Genomic DNA, 23,726 nt, shown 5'->3' with positions numbered 1-23,726 from the left:
TTATTCCTGTTTGGGCGGTTCGAACAAGGTTTCGCTCATATCACCATGTAAAACCGCAATTTTTGTTGGTGCACCATCATCTGCTAATTCCAACATACCTATTCCGCTTTTATTCACTAGACGTTTACTCGGCTCACCATTTGGTCGCCTGCCACGCAGCAACATACGTTTACGTTTTGTCAGTAAGTTAAGTGGTGAAAAGTGGCCATAAAACCAGCCATTGAGTTTATCGAAAATCGGTAACAGCTTCTCGGGGAAGTGATTTTTAATACCGCTGCAGGTGATTTGGTAGATGTTAGGACTACTGCGTCTAAAACGAATACTGATGTCGTAACTAAAGGAGTAATGCACATCGCCGGAGAGGATCACAAACTCCTCAGGGGTTTTTCGGTGCATAAAAATACTCAGCAGTGCATTGGCGGCGCCCGGGTGGGCCATCCAGTTTTCGGCGTCTACTAACAGGGAACCGCCGATCAGAGTGGCTGTACGCTGCACAGCTTCAATCAACTTGACCCCAAACATGGGCGCAGGTGAGACGATAATGACCTTCGACTGGCCGAGTAACTCTTGCTGCAAATCCATTAACGCCTCCCAATCCATCAAGCCGGAAGGTTTTGCAAGATTAGATTCACTGCGCCAGCGGCGGGTACGGGTATCGAGCACGACCAGTTTGGGCGAGGACTCTAAGGTGTAATGCCACTGCTCAAATTTAAGTAATTCATCGATGAGCAGATCCTGACTTTCGCTTTCTTGTCGCGTAAAAAACGCATCGAGCAGCGGGCGGATATCGGCGGCAAATTTATCAGGCGCGTTGCCAAGTCCTTGGAATAAGGTGTAGCCGATTAAGGCATTACCAATAATGCGTTTCGAAAATGCGTGTTCGTAGGCCGCTTGTTCCCATTTAGCAGTCAGGTTCCAATCATCGGTGACGTCGTGGTCGTCAAACATCATGTAAACGGGAATGTGCGCCATAAAGCGCCTCACCTGCGTCAGCCCAGCTTTAAAGCCGAGCAAATGTTGCCATTCATTCTGCCAGCGGGCGTTATTTGCGGGCGTTAAGCCGTCGACATCCTTCGAGATATTCACTAATTCCCACAGTTCAGGTGACCAAGTGAGTAAATACAGGGCGATGATTTCATTTAGGCTCACCAAATGATTTACGGCGATGGAGGAGGTAAAAATGGGGTGATTGCGATACCAACGCCAAAGCGCAGTTTTGGCCGGATATTGGGTATGAGGCAACAGGTTTTTATGCCGTTGATACAAATATGCGGGCTGATAATGAATGTCTTCACTAGTGGTGATGCTCGCGCCTTCAAATTGCTCATGTTTAAGACCAAGCAAATTGATGACTTGCCCTATGGCGCTTAACATAGGTCCCGCAACATCATCAATATAGACCTGATCACCACTCATTATGATAAGTGCAGGGCGATCATCCTCCGCACCCCTGTTGATTATCTTGGCTAAATGGGTATCGGCGGCTACCAGTGCATCGTCACTGTGGTGATGCGGATTGCGGCAGGAACCGTGGAATACTTGGGTTAATTCAGGGGTAAAACGTACACTTGGCGTCGACGCATCGCCGTAGTTTAGCTGGCTTATCGTGGCAAAAATATCACCATGCTGAGCGGCAGACACTTGGTAAGGTGTGACGATATTGGGCGCGAGCAACTCTGGGCGCGACAGTATTATTAGATATTGATGGGCATGTTGCCCAAGTGGCACATAGTGTAAATCGGCATCCTGCAATAGGTTCTCTTGCTCACCAAGACGCAGCTTAAGTTCAGTTAATGGCTCACGACTTACAAACCACAGGGTAAAGTGTGAGGCATCGCAGTGGCGCAGCATGGGGCCAGCTAATATCAGAGGAAGTGTCGTACTCAAATTCTGCCTATGGGTATTTGGGTTAATCTTGCATGAGTTAACCCTAAGTAAGTTTGGTTTAGAAGAGTAAACAAGTGCGTTGAATATGAAAAGCTTTTAGAATTGTTAGCCATAAATATGCGTTGAAACTGAATGGGGCGATATGGCTAAGATTATGGTCACGGGGGCGACTGGGCTACTCGGTAGAGCTGTCGTAAAACAGCTTGAATTAACAGGACATGAGGTTATCGCCACGGGTTTTAGCCGCGCAAGTGAACGAGTGCATAAACTCGATCTTACCGCCCCTTCGGATGTCGAGGCATTTATCGCCCGCGAGCAACCGCAAGTGATAGTGCACTGCGCCGCCGAGCGTCGCCCCGATGTTTCCGAGCAAAATCCGCAGGCGGCATTGGCGCTTAACTTAACCGCGAGCCAAGCCTTAGCTATGGCAGCTAAGGCCAATAACGCTTGGCTTATCTATATTTCCACTGACTATGTGTTCGATGGCACTCAACCTAAATACGCTGAAGATGCAGTCACTCATCCGGTTAATTTTTATGGTGAATCTAAGCTAAAGGGCGAAGAAATCGTGCTAGACACTAGCGCTGATTTTGCCGTGCTACGCTTGCCAATCCTTTACGGCCAAGTAGAAAAGCTGAGTGAATCTGCTGTGCTAGTGCTGGTTAACCAATTGATTGAGCGTCGCGCTCAGGGTGTTGATCATTGGGCGATACGCAGTCCAACCTCGACCGCCGATATTGCCCAAGCCATAGACAAGATGATTGCACAGCATATTGAACATTCTACCGTGCAGGGGATTTATCATTTTAGCGCCGCAGAGACTATGACTAAGTATCAGATGTTGTTGACCTTAGGGGATATTCTCCAACTCAGTACCGCGCACTTAACGCCTGAGTCTACGCCGACAGATAACGCCAAGCGGCCAAGGGATTGCACCTTAAGCTGTGCGCGTTTAGCTGCGCTGGGGATTAGTTCTGAAATCAATTTTGCCACAGGCGTGTGCCAAGCATTAACACTATCGAGTGGTGCACTTGCCACGCTCGGACTCACTCTGTAGGAATCGCCATGGCTAAGATCTTAGGGACCAGTCTACAGGCTGCCGACCAAGTCGCATTACTGCGAACCTTAGGTTTGCTGCTGCAAATAGGCTTAACCACGTTTGCCGCCGATACTTTTGGTCTTAGCCTGCAAATGGAGCCGTTAGTGCATGTGTTAGTGCTAGAGGTGTTATACCTTTCGCTCACATTGGCGCTACGTAAACCCTTATTTGCTAAGGAGCGCGGCCTCTTTATTGCGCTCAGCTTAGACACGCTATTTTGGATATCTTGGTTGCACTTTTCCGGCGGCGCGACCAATGCGTTTATCTCGTTATTACTGTTGCCGATTGCACTTGCTGCTGTGACTTTGCCGATCTGGGCGCCTTGGGCACTGACGGCTATTTCAACCTTTGCCTACAGCCTGATGATCTTTACTGTGCCCGAATCCCCCATGCAGCACCACGGTATGGACATGAGTTCCCACTATTTAGGCATGTGGTTCAACTTTGTGATTTCAGCTTTGGTGATGACAACCAGCGTAGCGTTAATCACTAAGCGTATGCGCCGCCAAGATGCGCAGTTAGCTTATATGCGCGAAGGGCAATTGCGTCAGGAGCAACTCTTAGCCCTAGGTACAGTATCGGCGCAGATGGCGCATCAATTGGCCACGCCGCTCTCGAGTCTGAGGTTATTACTCGATGAAGTAAAAGAAGACATGAGCGATACCTCGATAACGATTGTCGAGATGGAAACTGCGTTAGGTCGCTGTGAACATACCCTTGCCGAGCTGAGATTAGCGACGGAGTCGATCCGCGATCGCCGCCAGCGCCCACTAAAGATCATTGAGCTGGTGGACAGTTTAAAGCAAAAAACCTTGTTGTTAATGCCGCAAACTGAACTGAATTGGTTGATCACTTGTATGCCTGAACAACTGGCAGAGCAAAGTATTCTGACTGATATGAGTTTAACGCCAGCCATCATGGCCTTGATTGAAAATGCTGCCCGCGCTAGCGCCGAAACCATAGGTGCGCCGCAGGTGGATATCAGTTTAGATATAGCGCCAAACGAAGAGCAGATCTACTTGCAGATCCGCGATTATGGCACTGGTATCGCGCCCGATTTATTGCCACAGTTGGGCACCTTACTCATAGAAAGTCCCAAGGGTTTAGGTGTCGCTTTGCTACTCAGTCATGCCAGTTTAGAGCGTTTGGGTGCAGAGTTGATTTTGGCTAATCATCCCCAAGGTGGCACTGTGGCACAAATTCGTTTCACTATATTAAGGGGGCTGGCGTCGTCTGTATCGCACAAGACTAAGGTTAGTGACGAGGTAAGTTCATGAAACGTTTGTTGATTGTTGAGGATGACCTTTCCCTTGCGAGTATTTTAGGCCGCCGATTAACACGCCATGGCTTTGAATGCCGATTAACACATGATGCCAGTGATGCTCTGCTGGTGGCGCGGGAATTTCGTCCTAGCCATATTCTTTTAGATATGAAGCTTGCCGAAGCCAATGGCCTAGGATTAATTGTGCCGCTGCGTCATCTGCTGCCCAAGGTGACTATGGTGTTACTCACCGGCTACGCCAGTATCGCCACTGCGGTGGAAGCGATTCGTCTCGGCGCCGATAATTATTTAGCTAAACCTGTGGATACCCAAACCTTGCTCGCCGCACTGGAAATGGATGGGCATTCCCATACTCTTCAAGAAGATGAAGTCGACGATTCGCCACTTAATCCTAAGCGTTTGGAGTGGGAGCATATTCAGCAAGTGCTCAATGCTAACCAAGGCAATGTGTCCGCCACGGCTCGCCAATTGGGAATGCATCGTCGGACGTTACAACGTAAATTGCTGAAGAAACCAGTGGGTGAAAGTGGACATTTGAAGTAACGATTCATCCACGTGTGGGCAAGGGGCAAGGGGCAAGGGGCAAGGAGCAACAGGCAACAGCTTAAGGCAAACCTTATGAGGTACTGAGGCTGAGCCGTTTGACCATAAAAAATGCCACTCAAAAGGGCTGAGTGGCATTAACAAGAAAACGAGAAGTGAATCGATGAATTAGCGCTAGGATTTTACGCTAGCGCCACTGCACGATTAGGTTATGCGATTAAAAATTAACGGTTTCTTCGTTTGAGCAAGGGCCGTTAGTTTCACACACTTTATAGGTGAAGCTTGCGCCAGCTAGGTCAGTGAAGCGGTCAATAAACGATGAACTGCTTGAAGTACCCACCGCAACACCGTTACGGAAGATAGTATATTCATCAGCGTTGTGACCTTCCCATTCGAGTGCAACACGAATGCTGCCGCGACGAGATTTGTTCGCATTTTTTACTGCCATTTCTAATGCGACTTCAGGGACTTCAACCGCAAATTCTGCCGAAGTGCTTGCTGTTGCGCCATCGTTGTCAGTTACAGTCAGTGTCACTGTGTAGCTGCCTGACTGGGCATACTGATGATTGACACTCGCACCTGCGGCATTTGTACCATCACCAAAATCCCAGTTCCATGACGTCAGGTCGCCATCGCTGTCAGTACTGGTGCTTGTGAAGCTACCGTTACCGTTAGCAAAGCTTGCAGTAAAGCCTGCGGTTGGAGCTTGGTTTGGTGTGTCATCGCCGTCATAAGCACCCACTAGGCTCACACCTGTGTAGCTGCTATAGCCGCTGACCATCACCCAATAAGTTCCCGTTTGAGCAGGATCAATAGCACAGCTTTCGGCATTACCTGACTTGTATGGACGGCAATCATAGCTGCTAGACGTCGGCGCTTGACCAAATTTAACATACATGTCCGCATCACCTGTGCCGCCTGACATATTGAAGCTCAGGTTAGTTGCACCGCTAGCGACGTCTAGTTTGTAGTATTTTTTGCTACCTGACGCACCCGCCAAACCTGTCACAGCAACACCGTTGGCGAGCTCAGTGGCTTCTGGTGGTGGCGGTGGTGGTGGGGTTTCGCAAGGGGTGATACCCACAGCGGCAAACGCAGTGACCACATCGCTAGCATTTAAGCCTAAGTCAGTTGCGGCCGATTTAACACCACAGGCGCCTTGCCAGAATAAGCTGTCCGCCGTCCAATATAATTGGTTAGCGACTACAAATGTTTGGAATGCTTTGCGTGTATCCCAACCCGGTAAGTTAGCTAAAGTGTAGAAAGCTTTATTGAATACACCTGAACTGTGGTGCACATCGATGCCATCATAGTAATCGTCGATATGACCGATTGAGATACCGTCTAAGGTTGGATCTGCCATGTAGCGCAGTGCACCGCTGCCTTTAAAGATATCGGCGCCGACTAACCAGTCGTTTGTGCCGTGCATGTAAAATTCAGCAGCTTCACCCGCCATATCTGAGAAGGCTTCGTTCATGCCGCCAGATTGATCTGCGTAAACCAGCCCTGAGTTTTGTTCAGTGAACCCGTGGCTCACTTCGTGTGCCGAGACATCTAAGCTCACTAATGGGTGGAAGGTTGTTGCGCCATCACCGAAGGTCATAGCGCTGCCGTCCCAGAAAGCGTTTTCGTAGTTGTTGCTGTAGTGAACTCGCATCGTTAACTGGAAAGTTAACGGCGCAGTGTTGTACCACTCGCTATACATCTTGTAGATCACGTTACCGAAGTAGTGCGCATCGTTTAATGGCGAGTAAGCACCGTTGATCTCTTTAACTGTATTGCGTGGGCAAGTATAAGAGAAGGCTGTTGCGCCTGATGTAGCACCGTTTAAGTTAACGGTTTTCACGTTAGGTGAGTTCATGGTGCAGGTGTCACCGCTCACTTCAACGTCTAAGTAAGAGAAATCTGTACCGTATTCGTATTGGCCAGTCTTGATGTTACCGCCAGGACCTGTACCGCTCGCGGCGTGGTTAATCCCTTCCCAACGCTTGAGCACTTCACCTGAGTGTGCGTCAATCATAGTGAATGGACGGCTTGGCTCATCGCCATATACAACAAAAGACGTCACATAAACGAGGCGAGTTTTAGCCGCATCATCAAGGTAAAGCCATAATTTTGCTTGTTTGTTTTCAGCTTTTAGGCCGGCAACAGCTTTCTCTGACTTGCCACGAATGGCAATATCTAACGCTTTGTTAGCCGTTAAAGTGGGTTTGACAAAATCAGCCGACTTTTCAATATTTTTTAATACGCGGCCAGACATGTCGCTGTAGAAGCCCATGCTCGATTGTGACGTTGCAACAGAGAAACCATAAACAGGCACGTCATGGAAATATTGTTGTAAACGTTGTTTCTGCTTGCCTTGACCTAGGTCGAGTTTTTTCTCGACTTTGAGTTGGCTACCTGCGTCTAAGTTGAACTGAGACACTAAGTTATTGCTTGAAGACGCGCTTCTAAGAGTACCGACATCGACAACATCGGCAGCAAATGCGGATGTGCCTAACGTGGCCGACACAGCAATGAAGAGTAGCGACAGTTTTTTGTTTAGCATCATGCTTAAAATCCTTTTTCCGTTTGTCATTAACGTTGGAATGCCATACTGCTTAACTGGCTCGGGCGAGCGTTTTTTTATTGTAATTTCTACAGGGTCGTCGGCATCCCTCTGCCATGGCCGAATAGAATGAGCTGTTGCTCAGGCGGAAATTCTCAGATTTTTATTCTGTGTAAAGCGTGAATAACCGCATGACCTTATATGTTATTTAAATGTAAAAGTGTTAACAATCGTACAAAGGAACTATCTTCAGCATTCATTTAGGTGCTTTTAAATTTGAATTAGGACTTTTGGGTAATAGCGATTTAGCCTAGTCAAATGGCGGGTTTTGTGAGTCGTAAAAAGTGCTTTATTGATGAATTTTCATTGGGTTAGGTTGGAATTGTTAGCGAGGTTAAGCGGGTTGTTTCTAGGCGGGTGATTTTTGAGCGGGTGGCTTTAAGGATTAGTGGTGCTTTTGGGCATAACCCTTTTTTAAGGGCAAAGATCCATCGCTTTGCCGGATTCATTTTGAAAAATGTACTTTGCAAGAGCCATTTGAAAGATGGCCTTTGAAATATGTACGTTGCAAGAGCCCGTACGCATCGCGCGACTTGGCTTACTGTTCAGCTTATTTCACCAAGGTAACTCAGTGCCATCGTAGGCGAAAAAGCACCCTGTTTGTGCCGGAGTGGCATTGGCAATGATCGGCAGCAAGCAGTTGGCGACATACTCAGGTGTAAACAGTTTGCTTTTAGGCACACTCTGTTGAAAGGGTTGAGATAATGGCGTATCTGTGGTGCCCGGATGCATGGCTAATACTACGCAGTGTTTCATATTCCGCTGCCACTCAATCGACAGTGTTTTGAGAAACATATTCAGCGCAGCTTTTGAGGCGCGATAGCTGTACCAGCCACCTAATCTATTATCGGTAATGCTGCCGACTTTTGCCGATATCACGGCAAATCTTGCCGAGTCACTTTGTTTTAAGGCATGGCAGAAGTGCTTCGCCAGCATGACGCTGGGCAGGGTGTTGAGCGTTAAATTGTGCTGGAAAAAGGCGATATCCAATGACTGTAGGCTTTTTTCTGGCCCTTTATCTTGGGTGTGCAAAATCCCGACACAGTTAATCATCCAGTCTAATTCAGTGAGTTGTTCACTCAGCTGTTTAATCTCGGCCTCATTGGTCACATCTAGCGCATGCCATTGGATATTATTCTGCGTGTCTTGAGGAAGATGATGCCTGTAGGTGGCGTGCACGGTTGCGTCGGGATATGTCTCTTGGACTCGCTTAACCATGGCTTGACCAATACCCCCACTTCCACCGACGATAAGTACTTTCATGGCAAATTCTCCCTATCCAAATATCTATATCAAATTCTTTATATCAAACTCTTTATATCAATGAGTCACGCTTAACATTACTCAGCTACAAACGGTTTAGGTGAACGAGGTTGTGTTCCGCTGTGGCTAATATGGCGCTTCTTACGGACTCGTCCATTTTGTCCCAAGTTTGGTATAGCATGCCGATCCTAGGATTTTGCGATAATCGCGCGCGGTGTTTGTCCATAAAGCGCCAATAAAAGCTATTGAACGGGCAGGCGAGTGTGCCGCTGCGCTCTTTTATCTTGTAATGACAGCCGCTGCAGTAATCACTCATTTTATTAATGTAAGAGCCGCTGGCGGCGTAGGGTTTAGTACCGACAATGCCGCCGTCGGCAAACAATGCCATGCCGCGGGTGTTGGGCATTTCAACCCATTCGATGGCGTCAACATACACGCCTAAATACCACTCATCGACTTGATTTGGCTCGATTTCGGTTAATAAGCAGAAATTGCCGATCACCATTAAGCGCTGAATATGATGGGCGTAGGCAAAATCTAATGATTGGGATAAGGCTTGTCGCATGCAGTTCATTTTAGTGTCGCCATGCCAAAAATAATCGGGCAGCGTCCCATGGACATCGAGCGCATTAGTGCTGGCGTAATGCGGCATATTCGCCCAGTAAATGCCGCGAACGTATTCTCGCCAACCTAATATCTGCCGCACAAATCCTTCGACTTGAGCGATATCAATCTCAGCATTCGTTTGATAACTTTCGATGGCCGTATTGATGACTTCTAACGGGCTGATTAATTTACTGTTAAGGCTGAATGATAGTCGACTATGGTACAAGCTCCACTTGGCAGGATGTTGCGCTGTCATGGCATCTTGAAAACGGCCAAAGGAAGGCAAGCAAACCTGACAAAAATACGTTAATAATTCGAGGCTTTGCGCACGGTTTATCGGCCACAGCAATTGCGCATCAATGCGACCCATGGTCGGGATTTGGTGACGCTCAAGCCTAGCGAGAATTTCAGTTACATCGAGGCTAAACATTAATGGCTCAGGCAAGACTTTTATATCCTGAGTTTTAAGCTTCTGACGGTTGTTGGCATCAAAGTTCCATTGCCCACCGAGTGGCTTTTCGTCTTGCATCAAGATGTTGTAACGCTTACGCATGCGGCGATAAAAGTGCTCCATCATAATGTGTTTGCCGACGGGGAACTGCGCATCGATTTCGTCAAAGGGTAAGATAAAGTGCTCTGTATCGACACAGTTCACCACGGCAGTATTGAGCTTAAGTTGGCTCAATTGCTCAAGCAGGCGGTATTCATCAGGCCTTTGGTATTCAAACTTGATCGCGCCAACCTGTGTTACCTGATGTTGAATTAGCGTCAGTAGATCGCTATAGCCTTGGGTGCCATCATGAGTGTCATCTAGATTCAAATAAAGCACTTGATGCCCTTGCGCACGCAGCTCTTGGGCAAATTGCGCCATTGCCGCAAAGAAGGCACATATTTTTTGCACATGGTGGGTTACATAAGTGTTTTCTTGGTGCAATTCTGCAATCACATACAGCACTTGATCATCAACACGGTTAAACCAAGAATGCTGGGCATTGAGTTGATCGCCTAAAATTAACCTGACTGTATGGAATTGCTGTAATTGCATTAAGTGGACTCGTTGAATGACTTTCGCGGTTAAGCATTTCGCGATGGGATATTGCCGGACATTACGAATTGGGTTGCAGTGAGGATCACAAAGCAGGGTATTTGTCGTGATTTCGACAAGGAGGTTTATCTAAACTTGGTTTGATAGTTTTTAAAGCGAAGTCAAAGTCGGGGGCTTCACCCCTTGATTCTCAATCAAGAGCCCTTGCCGAACAACGTCCATGTCTAACTGCCAGTTCGTCATCCTTGGCTCTCGTTTGTACCGCTGTTTCGCAGCACTCACCCTAGCGAAGTTACATGCATTAACTCTTTATTTATAAGCAGGGCTTCGTGCTTATTCAAAATCGCTAACGCTTACGGTGGTACATCCCTATTAATTAAATAAAGAATCCGAAAGCTAACTCGGCATCCATGCCTCGCTCATGCGATTTTCTTCAACGCCCTTCAGCAACTTCGCAGGTGAAGGTGAACTTCTGAAGTTTTAGTGTTGTTTGTTAGTATTTAAAAAGAGTACTAACACTCCATTTTTAAAATTTAACAATGGGAGTCTAAATAACACGAGCTAATTCATATAATAAGGCTGGTGGAGCACGTTTTATATTACAAAAATGAGATTGGTATCCTTAGATATAAAAACATCGGCCTAGACCGATGTTTTGGGGTTGTATGATGCAATAAAATTCACATAAACAGTGAGATAGCTAACCACTAATCCCAATATACTGTATAGACATGATAGCCAGCATACGGCTTAGGGGATAGTTGATGTTCGCCATAGGGCCAGCCTGTCTCCATTCCATCTGCCGCGATTCCTTCAATCCATTCTTCCACTTCCGCCAGAAGCGCACAGGTAAGAATATGAATGTTCTCAGCTGCAGGCCATAGCTCATCATCCTCAAGTGCTTCGGACCATTCATCGTGCATCCCAACATAAACACCTTGCACATCTGACCTATGTTCGATTTCTTTAAAGCAACGATAGATTTCTTTGATGGATGGTCGACCATAACCCCAATTATTGGGTGCGATAGACTCTTCATCTTCGTTTTCTAAAAAGTACTCATTTAATGTCACTACCGGACAGTGCTCTGGATCGGCGGTCGATAAGGCGCTTAATTTATTGAGTAATTCCGTTCTCGTTGTCACTGACAATACTCCATTTCTAAGATTTGTTTCCAGCGAAGGTTTAACTGTTTTATCACATATGCAGGGCTAATAATAAATCTGGCCATCCATTTTAGAGCAACAATATAATGCACTTTCAGGTTGCCTACAAAGAAGCTGTTTTCAAGACACCCAGCTTAAATGGCGTGGTAGTTAACCTCCGACTATAAGCATTAAACAAGGAGGTTTATATGCCGCGTCCTCTCAGAACTCAGATAAGCCTTGAAGACACTCCCTGTTACCATTGCTATAGCTGCGTTGTGCGGCATGCTTTTTTATGTGGCGATGATGCCTATTCTGGGAAAAATTATGGCCATCGCTGTAGTTGGGTTGAGTCACTACTGTTTGAACTTGAAGCCGTTTTTGCTATCGATGTTGCAGCCTTTGCGGTGATGTCGAATCATCTACATGTGGTGCTGCGGGTCGATATCGACAGTGCCAATCGTTGGACTGACTGAGAAGTGCTGGAGCAGTGGCATAAGTTGTTTAAAGGCGATGAATTAACACAAAAATCCGTTTAAGGAGAGTTAGTTGAGGCGCATGAGGTCAACCGATTAAAGCATTCAATTGCAATTTACCGCAGCCGATTATGCGATATTTCATGCCTAAGTTTTCAAAAGAGTGCGATGTTTGAATGAGCTAATAGCAAGACAAGCAAATCAAGAAAATCAAGAAAATAACTGTACAGGCCGCTTTTAGGAGGGATGGTTTAAATCACAGGCCTTACTTGATGAAGTTGCTGATTTAAAATGGTAGGCCTGATAATTTTCATTTCATTATCCTTGACCATGTGCTCGCGGTGTTCGCACTTCCTTATGCTGCAAATGGCGCCATCGAGCGCTTAGGGATAACTCATTTTTACATCAAAGTCGGCGAGTCACTGGCGTAATAGTCTTAATCGTTGAGTACATTGATCAAAAAGTTATTATTTTATAGTATGTTACTCAATTTTAATGCGTCACTTAACGCAGCAGGAGCTTAGTTCGTATGCGGGAATATGATGGGATTGAAAAGCGTTACCAAAGGCCAGATGCCGATTTAGCTAAAAGTTTGATGATTATCGAAAATTTATTGGGTTTTACGCCGCTAGAGGATAGGTTGGAATTTGATTTGTCTTTTTGGGCTGGCGGTTCAGGTGTATTCGATAAGTTGGCGGTTTCATGTTCTGTGACTCCCGAGCAAATGGTACTCGCGCAAGATAAGTTGAGACTCTATTCCCCAGAGGCGGCGATAGCGTTGGATGAATGGCGTGATGATTTTATTTGGTTAGTGGAGGATGAAGACGTTTGTACCGATGTGCTGGTTAGGTCGGCGCATTTTATTAATGAGAATAAAGCGCCATTTCAAGATGTTTGTATTAAAACGCAGTCTATTTATTTCGCTTATATGAGTGATGTGAATGGCTGGACTGCGGTATGGGGTCAGCAAGATAGGCTCAATTATGCTTATTTATGTCAAGGATAGCCTTTATCTTTAAGTGATTACCGACAATCGCCAGTTAAGTCTTATTCACTAGTCCGTAATCAAGGGCGTAGCTTTTAAGCTTGGCATCGAGATCATCTAGATCTTTATAAAACTCGTCATCGAGCTTATCGAGTACGCTGTACAGGTCTTGGTTATCGGTGGCGGCTAAACGATGATCTCTGTCGATTGGTACTGGCTTTTCGCCAAACACGGCCTGTTTTGCTTGGTGCAGTAAGTTTAACGAGTGGCTTGCTCCCATTTGGATAAGTCCACGTTCAGCGAAGGCGTAATGCTCACCTGAAGAGTTGTCGAAATACTGAATAAATCCACCATTATAGATCTCGCCAGATAAGCAGTTCACCGCATAGTAATTTTGTTCCTCTGGTCTAAGCGTATAAAAACCTTGATCTTTATTATGTACCCTTAAAACAAGATCTCGCCAAAAGGCTCGAAAGGGACAGGTTTTATCGAGTTCACGCTCTTGTTGGTAGTATTCCTTCGCACGCTCGAGGTTTGCACGTATGCCATTTTTGCAGGGCATGCATAAACCCTCATTTTTCTCGGCGGTACTCGGAAGGGTTAAGGTGTTACATTCTTGGCAGGGGATTTTTTCCGACATGGTCTTTCCTTTAATACTCAAGTCAGTAAGAGAACTCACAGCTTCACAAATTGCCCATTGTTAAATTCTCTGTTTCTAGAGTTTACATCCCACAATTAAGCGTCTATTTACCTAACGTACTAGTTGTACTTTATCTTCATCGCAATCAGCGGTTCGCGTGAGGCTTTTTCTGCGCGTAGGCGGGCGAGGTATTTTTCCCATAGATCCACTTGGTGGGTGGCGAGATCGTAGAGCACTTTCCACGAGAATAGGCCTGTGTCGTGGCCGTCATCGAAGACGATTTTCACTGCGTAGTTGCCGACGGGTTCTATGGCACTGATGTTGACGTTTTTCTTGTGGGTGACCAGCTTTGGATTACCGTGACCATGCACTTCGGCCGAGGGCGAGTAGACTCTGAGCATCTCGCAGCTGAGCTGATATTGCTCACCATTGTCGAAACTGATTTCTAGAATGCGTGATTTACGTTTCAGTTTAAGATCGGTGACATTGGGCGTTGCTGTGGTCATAGGTTGGCTACCAAGAAAATGCTAAGGATAGGATAACGACTCATTAAAATAACACCTGACTAATGTAACCACTCGCGGCCAAGGATACAAAGGTTAAGCGAGAGCCTTGGTCAGGCTTTTTCGTTTAAGTCACACTTTTGCATTTGAGTCGTTTACCGCCAAGTCGTTTGAGCTTGGCGGTGAACAGTTTAGTACTAGAGGATAAAGCGGCTGAGATCTTCGTCTTGGACTAAGTTATCTAAGTGGGCGCTGACATAGTCGGCGTCGATAACAAAGGCGGAGCCCGATTTTTCCGATGCCTCGTAGGAGATATCTTCCATCAGCCTTTCCATCACAGTGTGTAAACGACGGGCGCCGATGTTTTCGGTGCGCTCGTTCACTTGCCATGCGGCTTTCGCAATGCTGTCGATACCCGATTCGCTGAATTCAACTTTCACGCCTTCTGTGCCCATCAGCGCGATATATTGCTCGGTGAGCGAGGCGTGTGGCTCGGTTAAAATGCGTTTAAAATCATTGGCTGATAGCGCATCTAACTCGACACGGATCGGTAAACGACCTTGTAATTCAGGAATTAAATCCGACGGTTTAGACATCTGGAATGCACCAGAGGCGATAAACAGTATGTGGTCGGTTTTTACCATGCCGTGTTTTGTGGTGACTGTGCAGCCTTCGATCAGCGGCAGTAAGTCACGTTGCACGCCTTCACGGGAAACGTCTGGGCCTGAGGTTTCGCCGCGCTTACAGATTTTGTCGATTTCGTCGAGGAACACTATGCCGTGTTGCTCAACCATTTCAATGGCTTGTTCTTTTAAATCTTCTTGATTAACCAGTTTTGCGGCTTCTTCTTCGATCAATAGCTTAAAGGCTTCTTTGATCTTCATCTTGCGACGTTTTGCTGGTGCTTGGCCCATGTTTTTAAACAGACTTTGCAGCTGGTTGGTCATTTCTTCCATGCCTGGAGGCGACATGATTTCAACACCAATTTGCGGTTGGGCTACATCGATATCGATTTCTTTATCGTCTAATTGACCTTCGCGTAGCTTTTTGCGGAAGACTTGACGGGTATTTGAGTTGGAATCGGTTTCAGTGCTTTCCCAGTCGTTTTTCGGCTTAGGCAACAGGGCATCGAGAATGCGCTCTTCGGCATTTTCTTCAGCGCGTTGGCGACATTTGCCCATTTGCTGTTCACGGGTCAGCTTGATGGCGATATCGGTCAAGTCGCGGATGATTTGCTCGACTTCCTTACCGACATAACCCACTTCTGTGTATTTAGTGGCTTCGACCTTGATAAAAGGCGCGTTCGCCAGTTTGGCTAAACGGCGGGCAATTTCAGTTTTACCAACGCCCGTTGGGCCAATCATCAGAATATTTTTTGGGGTGACTTCTTGACGGAAATCCGCGTCAAGTTGCATCCGGCGCCAGCGGTTACGCAGGGCGACAGCAACAGAACGTTTGGCCTTTTGTTGGCCAATAATGTGTGCATCCAGCTCGTGGACAATCTCACGGGGGGTCATTTCAGACATAATATTCCTCACGGGCTGTTTAGTAATTGAGTTCTTCAATCGTTTTGAATTGATTGGTGAATACGCAGATATCCGCAGCAATAGTCAGGGATTTTTCGGCGATTTCTAAGGCTGACAGCTCAGTATTTTGCAATAGTGCAAGGGCCGCCGCTTGGGCATAGTTGCCGCCTGAACCAATGGCAACTAAGTCGTGTTCTGGCTGAACGACATCACCATTACCTGTGATGATCAGCGAAGTTTCCGCATCGGCCACGACTAACAGGGCTTCGAGTTTACGCAGCATACGGTCGGTACGCCAATCTTTGGCTAGCTCAACGGCTGAGCGCAATAAGTGGCCTTGGTGCATTTCAAGTTTGGCCTCAAAACGCTCGAATAGGGTGAAAGCATCGGCGGTGCCGCCTGCAAAACCTGCCAGTACCTTGTTGTGATATAAGCGACGCACTTTTTTGGCGTTACCTTTCATGACGGTATTGCCTAGGGAGACTTGGCCATCGCCGGCGATGACAACTTGATTATTACGGCGTACTGATACGATAGTGGTCACAATGAATCCTCTTCTGGCCCGCAGCAAAAGTTGCGGTGGATGATGGGATATATATGGGGATGGATGACAATAATTCAAGTAATCGCGGCAAATGCCAAAGGAGTTTGCGATCTTTCGCGCTCCTTTAGCAATAAAAATAAGCGCTTACTGGGAAAGGGTGGATCGACCTACAATAGTGCGGCCATCGAAGGGATAGTATTTAAGATCCCAGTTTTCACTGCCGAAGCTGCGATCGTCCGAGACATAGTTGAAAATGCAGTAAGCATTGGGATCTTTTATGTCGACGGCACCATACCAGTAAACAATGTCGACATTGGGAACTGTGCGCCAAGAGTATTGATCGGCAATGACAAATTCATTATTAGCCAAAAGACCTTGCCATAACTGACCACAATAATCGCCCTGCAATTTAGCACCGGCATCAGCGGTTGCAGTCTCTATTCCCAGTGGAAATCCTGTGGTGGTCGAGTCGAGTTTTCCGTCACCATAACAGGCGAGATCTTGGGTATAACCAGAGTGACCGCCCGCAAGCCAGCAACTGTGATAAAGCTTAACACCAGAGGCAAAGGCCGCAAATGCGGTTTTGGCTCTGGCATCGTGGGCATCTTGGCCTAGGTTTAAAAACCGTGGTGCTGCGACGACGGCCAAGATCCCAAGGATGATAATGACCACAACCAGCTCAATTAATGTAAAGCCCTTCGATGACTGCAAACGACTCATATTGCTCACCTATCTGTTAGAGGACAATATTCTAACGGAACTTTGATTTGCAATCAGTAAGTCATTGATAATATCTAGTTGTTTAACATTGTTGTTACATGGCTCTACAGTAAGATGGTAAGCCGCAAAATGGCAAGCCATCACTTCATCTTTCAATGCCATCTGCCGAATGTAAACGGCTTATAAAGCCGTTTTGTCTATAACACGATAGCGGGTTTGTACGTAGCCATTGTCGTACTGCTGCGTGTGAATTGGCATTAATTGAATCGCTTGAGCTAAGTCGCCAAAGAGTGGAATACCTTTACCCAGTAAAGTGGGGATGCGAGTGAGCGTGAGTTCCTGAATTAGCCCTGCCGCTAAAAAGCCTTGGATTGTTTGGCCGCCATCGATATAGAGATGCTTAAAGCCACGGGTTTTGAGTTGCTCGCTAATGCTTGCTGCATCGCCATTTAGCACTTGCACGTGCTCACTTAACGCCGACGGTACTGTTACACCGCTGCGACTTAATACAAACACTGGGATATTTACATAGGGCCAATCACAATCGAAGGAGAGGACTTTTTCAAAGCTTTTTCGTCCCATTACAATCGCATCGATAGTGTCGATAAAGGCATGATAACCAAAGTCTTCATCGGGATTAGTACCGGGGTGCTGATTTAAAAAGTCGATATCCCCATCGGGCGTTGCGATATAACCGTCGAGGGTCGCGGCAATAAAAACGGAGGCTTTCATTCATCTTCCTTAATGCTATTTTCGAGCGTGTTTCTCTAATGATTCTTTCAGTGCTTGTTGTTGAGCGAGGCAGTCTTGTTTTGCTTTGCCCGACATATCGTTACACGTTTGACCTTTATCTGGGCCTTCCAATATAGCCGCCGCAACATAAACTGCGGCGTCGGCTGCATTGCATTCTTGTTTGCTGTAGGGGGAATTTGTATCACATTTTGAATTAAGTGGCCCAACGCAGCCACTCATACTGGCCAAGACTAAGGTGCTAAAGCTGAGTAATATTAAAGGTTTGAACATTCGCTCTTCCATGATTCTTATTATTTGAGACGGTTGGAAAGTATATAACTGCTTTGCAGACGGAACTAGAATTGGATCGTTCCATTTCCACTTTAGTTGTTATCTTGGAGGAAGGCATTCGCAGATGGAAGCAAAAAAATCCCCGAGGGTATAGTTACCCTCGGGTGGAGGTTCAAAAAGCAGTGGATTTCTTGAGCGCCCGCGGGGCACAAAGGAAGGAACCTATGGTGTGATTGTGCGGGCTGATACGATATTTAACAAAGCCAAATGCACAAACTGCGACAGCTTGTCGCAGGTAGGATTAATTTTTTATGCAGCAAGCCCACCTTACAGGGTAAATCTATATTGCAAAGTGAAGCTTCACACCTGTGATATTGCTTCACTTCGCTATATGTTCTCTTCTTGCTACAGCGCGATGCTGTTTATACGTTTAGATATTTGTTTTTAAAAGGCAAATTGCGGCTGGCACACTGTCTATTCCGCATTCCTCTAATGTTTTGCTCATGCTTTGTACAAATTCAATTTTATGCTGCCTAACGACTTGATAAAGCTGAAAGCACATCACAATATCACTTTCAGATAGTCCTTTATTTTTAAAGGCTATTGCAGATAAATAGCTGCGGATCATAAAACAATCGAGTACGAGTAAACGGAATGCTTCCCAAGATAATTGCTGTGAGTCTAGTAAGGGGAAATGGTAGTGGTAAATTGAATATAAAATGTATCGTTCAAAAAGTTCCGTATAGTTAACCAATGCGGGTACTGCATGCTCAGTCCATGCTTGATTCAACGCATCAATTTGATAACTATTTTCTTCATTACACAGTGCAGCAACAGCCTGATTTAACGACGTAAATCTTGCGCGTACACCTCTAGAATGAGTTTTACACAACTCATTATGAACAGTAATAAAGGCATGCGTCTGCGGCAGTGGGGAATAAGGTAAGTTCTTATATTGCTCTGCCAATGCGCCTGACTGTGCATACAATTTTAGTTGTTGTAAGCGCTTATCTAGTTCTTCTATTGGTAAGGTATTTTGACGGACTTGGTCACTAACCTTGATTAATAGCCCTATGGCCAGCAGTGCTTGTTGCCAACCACCTCCCAAATTCAATAATAGGTCGAGACTGTATTCATGGGTTTTTTCTAGCCACGTAGGACTTGGCGTTGAAGGCTGTTTTATGCCACTTATATTGGAATCAAATTGGAAAGCATTAGGATTAAATAACACTGAGCGAGCGACTTCTGGGCAAGATAGATAGAGGCTTTCGTATTTATTACCGCCAATGACCTTGTGGATCCTTGGATAAGTTTTACATGTATGACTTAAGGCCTGTTCACCCGCTTTTGCATGGATGTCACAAAGCTTATGTTCGTTAACAAATGGGCATGAACCTTGCGCATCAAGTCTAATGTCGGCCCAATCGCTTGTACTTTTCTTTGTTTCAATAAATGCAGTCTTTGCCGTTGTAGCGAGCAGTGGGTGTTTAATCGTGTTTTTATAGCTCTTTTTATCAAATGATATTCGCCAATCGTAACAGCAACTGTCTTCACATTCTGGTCCAACACATTGGAATTGAGTGACATAACCGGGTTTTATTATGAGGTTGTCCATCGGTAATTTCGTTAAATTTACAGTAATTTAGGACAAAGGTAACAAATCAAACTCCCTTATTCCAGTTTTGTTAAATGCCGATTAGATCTAAGCCAATTTAGGTACAATTAATATTTTACTCTCATCAACTAGTGCGATAGAAGTTCTTTGATTAAAACTTATACGCTCATTGGAATGCCATTTATTTCGCACTGCATATTGGTTCATTATTTATAAAACAGAATTCAGATTGCCTAAGTGCTGCACTAGCTCTGCCATATTGTTCACTTCGAGCTTTTTCATGATTTTTGCGCGGTGTACTTCAATCGTGCGCAGGGATAAAAACATCGCCTCCGATATTTGCTTGTTAGTCATGCCTTGGATCACATGGGCTAACACTTGCTGTTCGCGCTCAGTCAGTTGGTCAAACTTATGCTGCAGACTTTGCTGTTCGAAGGCCGCTTGGCTTTCACGCTGCGCCTTTTCAATCGCTTGTACTAATGCCTTGCCGGACACTGGTTTTTGAAAAAAATCGCAGGCCCCCTTACGAAAGGCGCTTAACGCCATAGGTAAATCGCCGTGGCCAGTGAGAAAGATGACGCCAAGCGGACTGTGGGTTTCGAGCAGTTTTTGCTGCACTTCTTGGCCGGTGATTTCCGGCATTCGGCTATCTAAAATCACGCAGCCCGCCTGTAATAATGCACAGTGCTCAAGGAAGTCGCGGCCGCTGTTGAAGGTTTGTATTTGGTAGCCAAATTGTCCGAGCATAAAACCCAGCGAATCCAGAATCGCTTCATCGTCATCGACTAAATACAGCGGCAGTTTTGTAGACATGGATTTCCTTGTGGGCATGTGTGGATCGCGATATCAGCTTAAGCCGCGTCTGTGTCTAGCTCAATTTTAAGCCTAGGTCTTGGGAGGTGCATCACTAAATTAGCCAATCCCCTCTGGGCATAAACCAGAGTTTGGCGGCATTTCACAGCTTGATTTTTATCTGCGAGCTAAAGTCGTTCTATGACAATGGCATATAAGAGTGGGTAATAGAGGCGATGACGATTGACTCTTGGTGTAAAGCGATATTGATGGGATTCTTGCTGAGTGTCATTGGGCTTAATCCGTCCAATGCCAGCGAAGTGACAGAAGTGAACCATTTTAGAGTCGGAGTGCTGGCAAATCATGGCGTGTTACAGGCCAAGCAGCGTTGGCAACCTATGATGGATTACCTCAGTGAGCAAGTGCCTAATAGTCATTTTGAAGTCGTGCCTGTGGATTTTAATGGCATGCGTAGTCAGTTACTTGAGCATGATTTGCAGTTTATCGTCACTAACCCTGGGCAATATCTGCATCTAAGTAACAATTTCCCGTTGTCTTGGCTTGCGACAATGAAGAGCCGTAAGCATCAAGGCAGTACTTTTACCATAGGTGCGACCATTATTGTCCGCGCCGACAGCCCTATCCGCACCTTGCAGGATTTGCGCGGGCGCAATGTGGTCGCCAGTGATCCGCAGGCCTTGGGGGGGTATCAAGCGGCAATGGGGTTACTGCATAAAATGGGTTTTTTACCCGAACAGTTTTTTGGGCAAGTGCGCTTCCTCGGGTTCCCGTTAGAACCGCTTATCTATCAAGTCAGAGATGGCAGTGCCGACGCCGCAATAGCGCCTTTTTGTACCTTAGAGGAAATGATCGCAACGGGTCTTGTTAATCAGGGTGATTATCGTGTTATCCATCCTGCCACGCCTGCAGGATATGATTGCGAGGTGAGCACTCAGTTATACCCAAACTGGTCATTCGCTGCGGCGGATACGGTTTCTCCTAAGTTGACGATGGCGATTACCCGTGCCTTATTCGATTTACCCGCCGATCATATTGCAGCAATTACCGCCGATACTTTGGGCTGGACTGCGCCCGTAAGCCAGTTAAAAGTGATTGAGTTATTTAAAGAATTACAACTACAGGGAGCATCACCACCACTTTATCAAACCGTATACAAATGGATGGCAAAAAATAAAGAATGGGGTGGTGCACTGTTGTTAATTTTCATTATTTCCACCATTTATCACCTGTGGCTTGAATATAAGTTTCGCCAGAAAAGTGAGTTTTTAGTTAGCAATGAGCGTCAATTAAAGGACAAGGCACTGCAGCTTGAGCGACTGCAAAGTGCGGCGATTCTTGGGGAAATAGGTGCAGGACTTGCCCATGAACTCAATCAACCCATAGCCGCCATTACCCAATACAGCGAAGGTGCCATGCTACAACTGGAAAGGCTTGGGCAAGATAATCCGGAACTCTATGATGTACTAGGTAAAATTAATGCGCAGTCGATTCGCGCCGGAGCGGTTGTGCATCGTATTCGCGGTTTACTCAAGCGGCGTCAGGCCAAGACCGAACCTTTAGATATAGTGCCAGTGGTGAAAGAAGCTTTAGCTCTGTTGCGGCGCGAGCTAGACCGAGCGAATGTGCAAGTGAATGTGCGAGTGCAGGGTGAGCCCTTTGAACTGATGGGCGATAGCGTTGGTTTAAGCCAAATGTGGGTCAATTTAGTAAAAAATAGCTTAGATGCGCTAGAAACCTGCGGCGATAATCGTGTGCGTCAATTATGGATCGATATCTATTATCATCCAAATGAAATCAAAGTGTTAGTTATTGATAATGGCGAAGGGCTACAGGGGCAGGCGAGTGAGTTGATGGCATCTTTTGCCTCAACCAAAGATGCGGGATTAGGGCTTGGCTTAGCCATCTGTAAGGATGTGGTCACCCGCCATCACGGCAGCATTCAAATCGAAAACTGTCAGCAATCCACGCAAGCGTTACTCCCTTGGCAACAGGGCTGTGTGGTGACAGTCGTGCTTCCCAAGGGATAGGGTTATACACTTATGAGTAACCCTTAATGTGCGCATTAGCGGAGCATCCGACAGCTTTTATTGGTTAGCGGTTAATATTAATAAAAGCATCATTTTCATAATAATATTTTGCTGCACTAATTAATTCATTTAGCCCAGCTTCAGAATTTTGTTGCAGCAAATTACTCTTAATACTTTGCAAATCTGACACACTTAAGAAGCTTTTATAGCCAATAGATGTTGGGTAAATTGGTTCATCATCACTACCACGATCTTCTTCTGTGTCATCGTCAAGTACAAGACATAATATCGAGTCATTAATTTCTTTATTAGAAGGTATATATACATCCCACTTCCAATCTAAAGATTCAATTTTATCCAACATGTTCTTGAGAGTTAATTCTAAACGCATTACGCACCTTTTGTGATACAGCTAGTCATTCCCGCGCCTTATTTGCGGTTAGTTTTTGGGGGGAAAGCCTTCGCTTGATCTCTGATCCACTTCATTCATAACTGTAGATATTTACCAAAATATTCATCGACAGTTTTATGGCAGTATTTATCTTCACCTCGCCAATACTCAGCGAACACCCAGTCATTTTTGCCTTTAGAAGGGCGATTGTAGCTCCTTGGTCGTAACACTCCAATACTGGCTAAAATCTCTATTAATACCTGCCTTTCTGCTTTACTGGACTTTACGACCTTAGCCAATCTTTTTTCAAGGGCACTGGGATAATCAGTAGGTTCCGAACTTTCGATAGTGTTTAATATTTCTTTGAAACAATTTAAGTCTTCATCAGTTGGGTCAGGGATATCCGTATTTATAAATTGGTTTAAGTCAAAATATGTATATAAAATATCGCCATGACGGACACCACCCCATTTGATACGCTCGAAATTCAATACGTTTATATCTGTGTTGTTATAGTTGTGACTGCCCCTTATCCCGTATTTGCTGTCTCGGCATACACCGCAGGTGTAGGAGTGTGAAGTTGGTTTTCCGTCGGAATATGAAGTGCCGGATATAACAGGTGTATATTTATGCTCCGGGATATTTTTGGCAATTGAATAGGATGATAAAGAAGATCTTAAGTCTAAGCGGCGAGTTGTCAGGCTACTTAAAAAACCTTTAGCAATTTGTGCTCCGGATGTAAGCGTCCATTTTAGGACGTCCTATTCCCACTTAAGATCGCGCGATAAGCTGTGCACTCATCATTACAGGAGAGTGATATGGCAAAGCGAGCTTACCGCAACGCTGCACAATGGCAGCAATTAATCGACTTATGGCACACATCAGAGCTGAGCATCACTGAGTTTTGCCAAACCCATCAACTGAGCACCATGTCATTTTATAAATGGCGGCAACGTCTATCACCACAAACTGAGCAAGCTAATGT

The 23,726-nt window shown here is 45.8% G+C and carries 22 protein-coding genes and 1 pseudogene; 7 read left to right on the top strand and 16 right to left on the bottom strand.

Annotated features, from left to right (window positions below):
• Positions 1–1,851 carry an alkaline phosphatase D family protein gene (locus tag L5M11_RS19990; RefSeq protein WP_263178721.1) on the bottom strand — a complete coding sequence of 617 codons (1,851 nt, stop codon included), beginning with the start codon at positions 1,849–1,851 and terminating at the stop codon, positions 1–3.
• A gap of 178 nt (positions 1,852–2,029) precedes the next feature.
• Between L5M11_RS19990 and L5M11_RS19985 the strand changes: the two genes are divergently transcribed.
• From L5M11_RS19985 to L5M11_RS19975, 3 genes are read left to right on the top strand one after another with little or no spacing between them, the layout of a single operon-like run.
• Positions 2,030–2,944 carry a dTDP-4-dehydrorhamnose reductase family protein gene (locus L5M11_RS19985; RefSeq protein ID WP_263178706.1) on the top strand — a complete coding sequence of 305 codons (915 nt, stop codon included), beginning with the start codon at positions 2,030–2,032 and terminating at the stop codon, positions 2,942–2,944.
• Positions 2,945–2,952: 8 nt separating this feature from the next.
• Complete coding sequence (locus L5M11_RS19980; protein WP_263178705.1) at positions 2,953–4,263, top strand: sensor histidine kinase; 1,311 nt, start codon at positions 2,953–2,955, stop codon at positions 4,261–4,263.
• On the top strand, positions 4,260–4,811 hold the full coding sequence (locus L5M11_RS19975) for a response regulator transcription factor (protein WP_105251231.1): 552 nt from the start codon (positions 4,260–4,262) through the stop codon (positions 4,809–4,811). Before L5M11_RS19980 ends, L5M11_RS19975 begins: the two co-directional genes overlap by 4 nt.
• A gap of 217 nt (positions 4,812–5,028) precedes the next feature.
• On the opposite strand, the gene L5M11_RS19970 is transcribed toward L5M11_RS19975, so the two are convergent.
• From L5M11_RS19970 to L5M11_RS19955, 4 genes are all read right to left on the bottom strand, one after another.
• Entirely contained in the window at positions 5,029–7,362 is a 2,334-nt protein-coding gene (locus L5M11_RS19970; RefSeq protein ID WP_263178704.1) for a M4 family metallopeptidase, read from the bottom strand.
• A 612-nt stretch (positions 7,363–7,974) separates the two neighbouring features.
• A complete protein-coding gene (locus tag L5M11_RS19965; RefSeq protein ID WP_263178703.1) occupies positions 7,975–8,682 on the bottom strand; it encodes an SDR family oxidoreductase in 708 nt (235 codons plus the stop codon).
• An 85-nt stretch (positions 8,683–8,767) separates the two neighbouring features.
• The gene (locus L5M11_RS19960; protein ID WP_263193059.1) at positions 8,768–10,333 is read right to left on the bottom strand and encodes a cryptochrome/photolyase family protein; all 1,566 of its coding nucleotides are present in this window, start codon (positions 10,331–10,333) and stop codon (positions 8,768–8,770) included.
• A 707-nt stretch (positions 10,334–11,040) separates the two neighbouring features.
• The gene (locus tag L5M11_RS19955; RefSeq protein WP_263142588.1) at positions 11,041–11,478 is read right to left on the bottom strand and encodes a hypothetical protein; all 438 of its coding nucleotides are present in this window, start codon (positions 11,476–11,478) and stop codon (positions 11,041–11,043) included.
• Positions 11,479–11,687: 209 nt separating this feature from the next.
• Here L5M11_RS19955 and L5M11_RS19950 point away from each other — a divergent pair.
• Positions 11,688–12,192, top strand: a pseudogene (locus L5M11_RS19950) (transposase); the annotation flags it as partial.
• Positions 12,193–12,483: 291 nt separating this feature from the next.
• Positions 12,484–12,960 carry a hypothetical protein gene (locus L5M11_RS19945; RefSeq protein ID WP_263193058.1) on the top strand — a complete coding sequence of 159 codons (477 nt, stop codon included), beginning with the start codon at positions 12,484–12,486 and terminating at the stop codon, positions 12,958–12,960.
• Positions 12,961–12,994: 34 nt separating this feature from the next.
• On the opposite strand, the gene L5M11_RS19940 is transcribed toward L5M11_RS19945, so the two are convergent.
• The 9 genes from L5M11_RS19940 to L5M11_RS19900 all read right to left on the bottom strand — a co-directional run bounded on the left by L5M11_RS19940 (position 12,995) and on the right by L5M11_RS19900 (position 20,323).
• Entirely contained in the window at positions 12,995–13,579 is a 585-nt protein-coding gene (locus L5M11_RS19940; protein ID WP_263193057.1) for a DMP19 family protein, read from the bottom strand.
• A 119-nt stretch (positions 13,580–13,698) separates the two neighbouring features.
• Positions 13,699–14,085, bottom strand: a complete 387-nt coding sequence (locus L5M11_RS19935) for a DUF971 domain-containing protein (RefSeq protein ID WP_263193056.1) — start codon at positions 14,083–14,085, stop codon at positions 13,699–13,701.
• 194 nt (positions 14,086–14,279) lie between these two features.
• On the bottom strand, positions 14,280–15,608 hold the full coding sequence (gene hslU, locus L5M11_RS19930; RefSeq protein WP_105251238.1) for an HslU--HslV peptidase ATPase subunit: 1,329 nt from the start codon (positions 15,606–15,608) through the stop codon (positions 14,280–14,282).
• Between the two features lie 19 nt (positions 15,609–15,627).
• Positions 15,628–16,152 (bottom strand): ATP-dependent protease subunit HslV, encoded by a 525-nt coding sequence (gene hslV / locus L5M11_RS19925; RefSeq protein WP_006083300.1) that lies wholly within the window; start codon positions 16,150–16,152, stop codon positions 15,628–15,630.
• 144 nt (positions 16,153–16,296) lie between these two features.
• The gene (locus tag L5M11_RS19920; protein WP_012088092.1) at positions 16,297–16,872 is read right to left on the bottom strand and encodes a type II secretion system protein; all 576 of its coding nucleotides are present in this window, start codon (positions 16,870–16,872) and stop codon (positions 16,297–16,299) included.
• A 180-nt stretch (positions 16,873–17,052) separates the two neighbouring features.
• Positions 17,053–17,604 carry a dihydrofolate reductase family protein gene (locus L5M11_RS19915; RefSeq protein WP_012088093.1) on the bottom strand — a complete coding sequence of 184 codons (552 nt, stop codon included), beginning with the start codon at positions 17,602–17,604 and terminating at the stop codon, positions 17,053–17,055.
• A gap of 15 nt (positions 17,605–17,619) precedes the next feature.
• Positions 17,620–17,895, bottom strand: coding sequence for a hypothetical protein (locus tag L5M11_RS19910; RefSeq protein ID WP_105251241.1), 276 nt, complete (start codon positions 17,893–17,895; stop codon positions 17,620–17,622).
• Between the two features lie 430 nt (positions 17,896–18,325).
• A complete protein-coding gene (gene fliB / locus L5M11_RS19905) occupies positions 18,326–19,510 on the bottom strand; it encodes a flagellin lysine-N-methylase (RefSeq protein WP_263147984.1) in 1,185 nt (394 codons plus the stop codon).
• A gap of 210 nt (positions 19,511–19,720) precedes the next feature.
• Positions 19,721–20,323, bottom strand: coding sequence for a response regulator transcription factor (locus tag L5M11_RS19900; RefSeq protein ID WP_263193054.1), 603 nt, complete (start codon positions 20,321–20,323; stop codon positions 19,721–19,723).
• Between the two features lie 215 nt (positions 20,324–20,538).
• On the opposite strand from L5M11_RS19900, the gene L5M11_RS19895 reads away from it, so the two are divergent.
• Positions 20,539–22,350, top strand: coding sequence for a PhnD/SsuA/transferrin family substrate-binding protein (locus L5M11_RS19895; protein ID WP_263193053.1), 1,812 nt, complete (start codon positions 20,539–20,541; stop codon positions 22,348–22,350).
• Positions 22,351–22,414: 64 nt separating this feature from the next.
• Here the strand turns inward: L5M11_RS19895 and L5M11_RS19890 are convergent, their stop codons facing one another.
• Together L5M11_RS19890 and L5M11_RS19885 are read right to left on the bottom strand one after the other, a co-directional pair.
• Positions 22,415–22,741: a hypothetical protein gene (locus L5M11_RS19890; RefSeq protein WP_173247240.1), complete on the bottom strand. Its 327-nt coding sequence runs from the start codon at positions 22,739–22,741 to the stop codon at positions 22,415–22,417.
• Positions 22,742–22,836: 95 nt separating this feature from the next.
• On the bottom strand, positions 22,837–23,232 hold the full coding sequence (locus tag L5M11_RS19885; protein WP_263193052.1) for a hypothetical protein: 396 nt from the start codon (positions 23,230–23,232) through the stop codon (positions 22,837–22,839).
• Positions 23,233–23,559: 327 nt separating this feature from the next.
• On the opposite strand from L5M11_RS19885, the gene tnpA reads away from it, so the two are divergent.
• Positions 23,560–23,726: IS66 family insertion sequence element accessory protein TnpA (gene tnpA / locus L5M11_RS24025; protein ID WP_411569098.1), on the top strand; the 167-nt coding region annotated here is incomplete at its 3' end.

It is taken from the genome of Shewanella sp. SM87 (genome assembly GCF_025653705.1).
Lineage (GTDB): Bacteria > Pseudomonadota > Gammaproteobacteria > Enterobacterales > Shewanellaceae > Shewanella > Shewanella oncorhynchi.
The sequence above is the reverse complement of the archived record's forward strand: the minus strand, read 5'-3'. Positions and strand labels throughout refer to the sequence as shown.

Coding starts and splice junctions, on each gene's coding strand:
- L5M11_RS19940 (WP_263193057.1), bottom strand. CDS start 13,579: ATGTCGGAAAAAATCCCCTGCCAAGAATGTAACACCTTAACCCTTCCG.
- L5M11_RS19915 (WP_012088093.1), bottom strand. CDS start 17,604: ATGAAAGCCTCCGTTTTTATTGCCGCGACCCTCGACGGTTATATCGCA.
- L5M11_RS19945 (WP_263193058.1), top strand. CDS start 12,484: ATGCGGGAATATGATGGGATTGAAAAGCGTTACCAAAGGCCAGATGCC.
- L5M11_RS19935 (WP_263193056.1), bottom strand. CDS start 14,085: ATGACCACAGCAACGCCCAATGTCACCGATCTTAAACTGAAACGTAAA.
- L5M11_RS19910 (WP_105251241.1), bottom strand. CDS start 17,895: ATGTTCAAACCTTTAATATTACTCAGCTTTAGCACCTTAGTCTTGGCC.
- L5M11_RS19965 (WP_263178703.1), bottom strand. CDS start 8,682: ATGAAAGTACTTATCGTCGGTGGAAGTGGGGGTATTGGTCAAGCCATG.
- L5M11_RS19980 (WP_263178705.1), top strand. CDS start 2,953: ATGGCTAAGATCTTAGGGACCAGTCTACAGGCTGCCGACCAAGTCGCA.
- L5M11_RS19895 (WP_263193053.1), top strand. CDS start 20,539: ATGACGATTGACTCTTGGTGTAAAGCGATATTGATGGGATTCTTGCTG.
- L5M11_RS19985 (WP_263178706.1), top strand. CDS start 2,030: ATGGCTAAGATTATGGTCACGGGGGCGACTGGGCTACTCGGTAGAGCT.
- L5M11_RS19920 (WP_012088092.1), bottom strand. CDS start 16,872: ATGAGTCGTTTGCAGTCATCGAAGGGCTTTACATTAATTGAGCTGGTT.
- L5M11_RS19990 (WP_263178721.1), bottom strand. CDS start 1,851: ATGCTGCGCCACTGCGATGCCTCACACTTTACCCTGTGGTTTGTAAGT.
- L5M11_RS19970 (WP_263178704.1), bottom strand. CDS start 7,362: ATGATGCTAAACAAAAAACTGTCGCTACTCTTCATTGCTGTGTCGGCC.
- L5M11_RS19900 (WP_263193054.1), bottom strand. CDS start 20,323: ATGTCTACAAAACTGCCGCTGTATTTAGTCGATGACGATGAAGCGATT.
- hslU (WP_105251238.1), bottom strand. CDS start 15,608: ATGTCTGAAATGACCCCCCGTGAGATTGTCCACGAGCTGGATGCACAC.
- fliB (WP_263147984.1), bottom strand. CDS start 19,510: ATGGACAACCTCATAATAAAACCCGGTTATGTCACTCAATTCCAATGT.
- L5M11_RS19960 (WP_263193059.1), bottom strand. CDS start 10,333: ATGCAATTACAGCAATTCCATACAGTCAGGTTAATTTTAGGCGATCAA.
- L5M11_RS19975 (WP_105251231.1), top strand. CDS start 4,260: ATGAAACGTTTGTTGATTGTTGAGGATGACCTTTCCCTTGCGAGTATT.
- L5M11_RS19890 (WP_173247240.1), bottom strand. CDS start 22,741: ATGCGTTTAGAATTAACTCTCAAGAACATGTTGGATAAAATTGAATCT.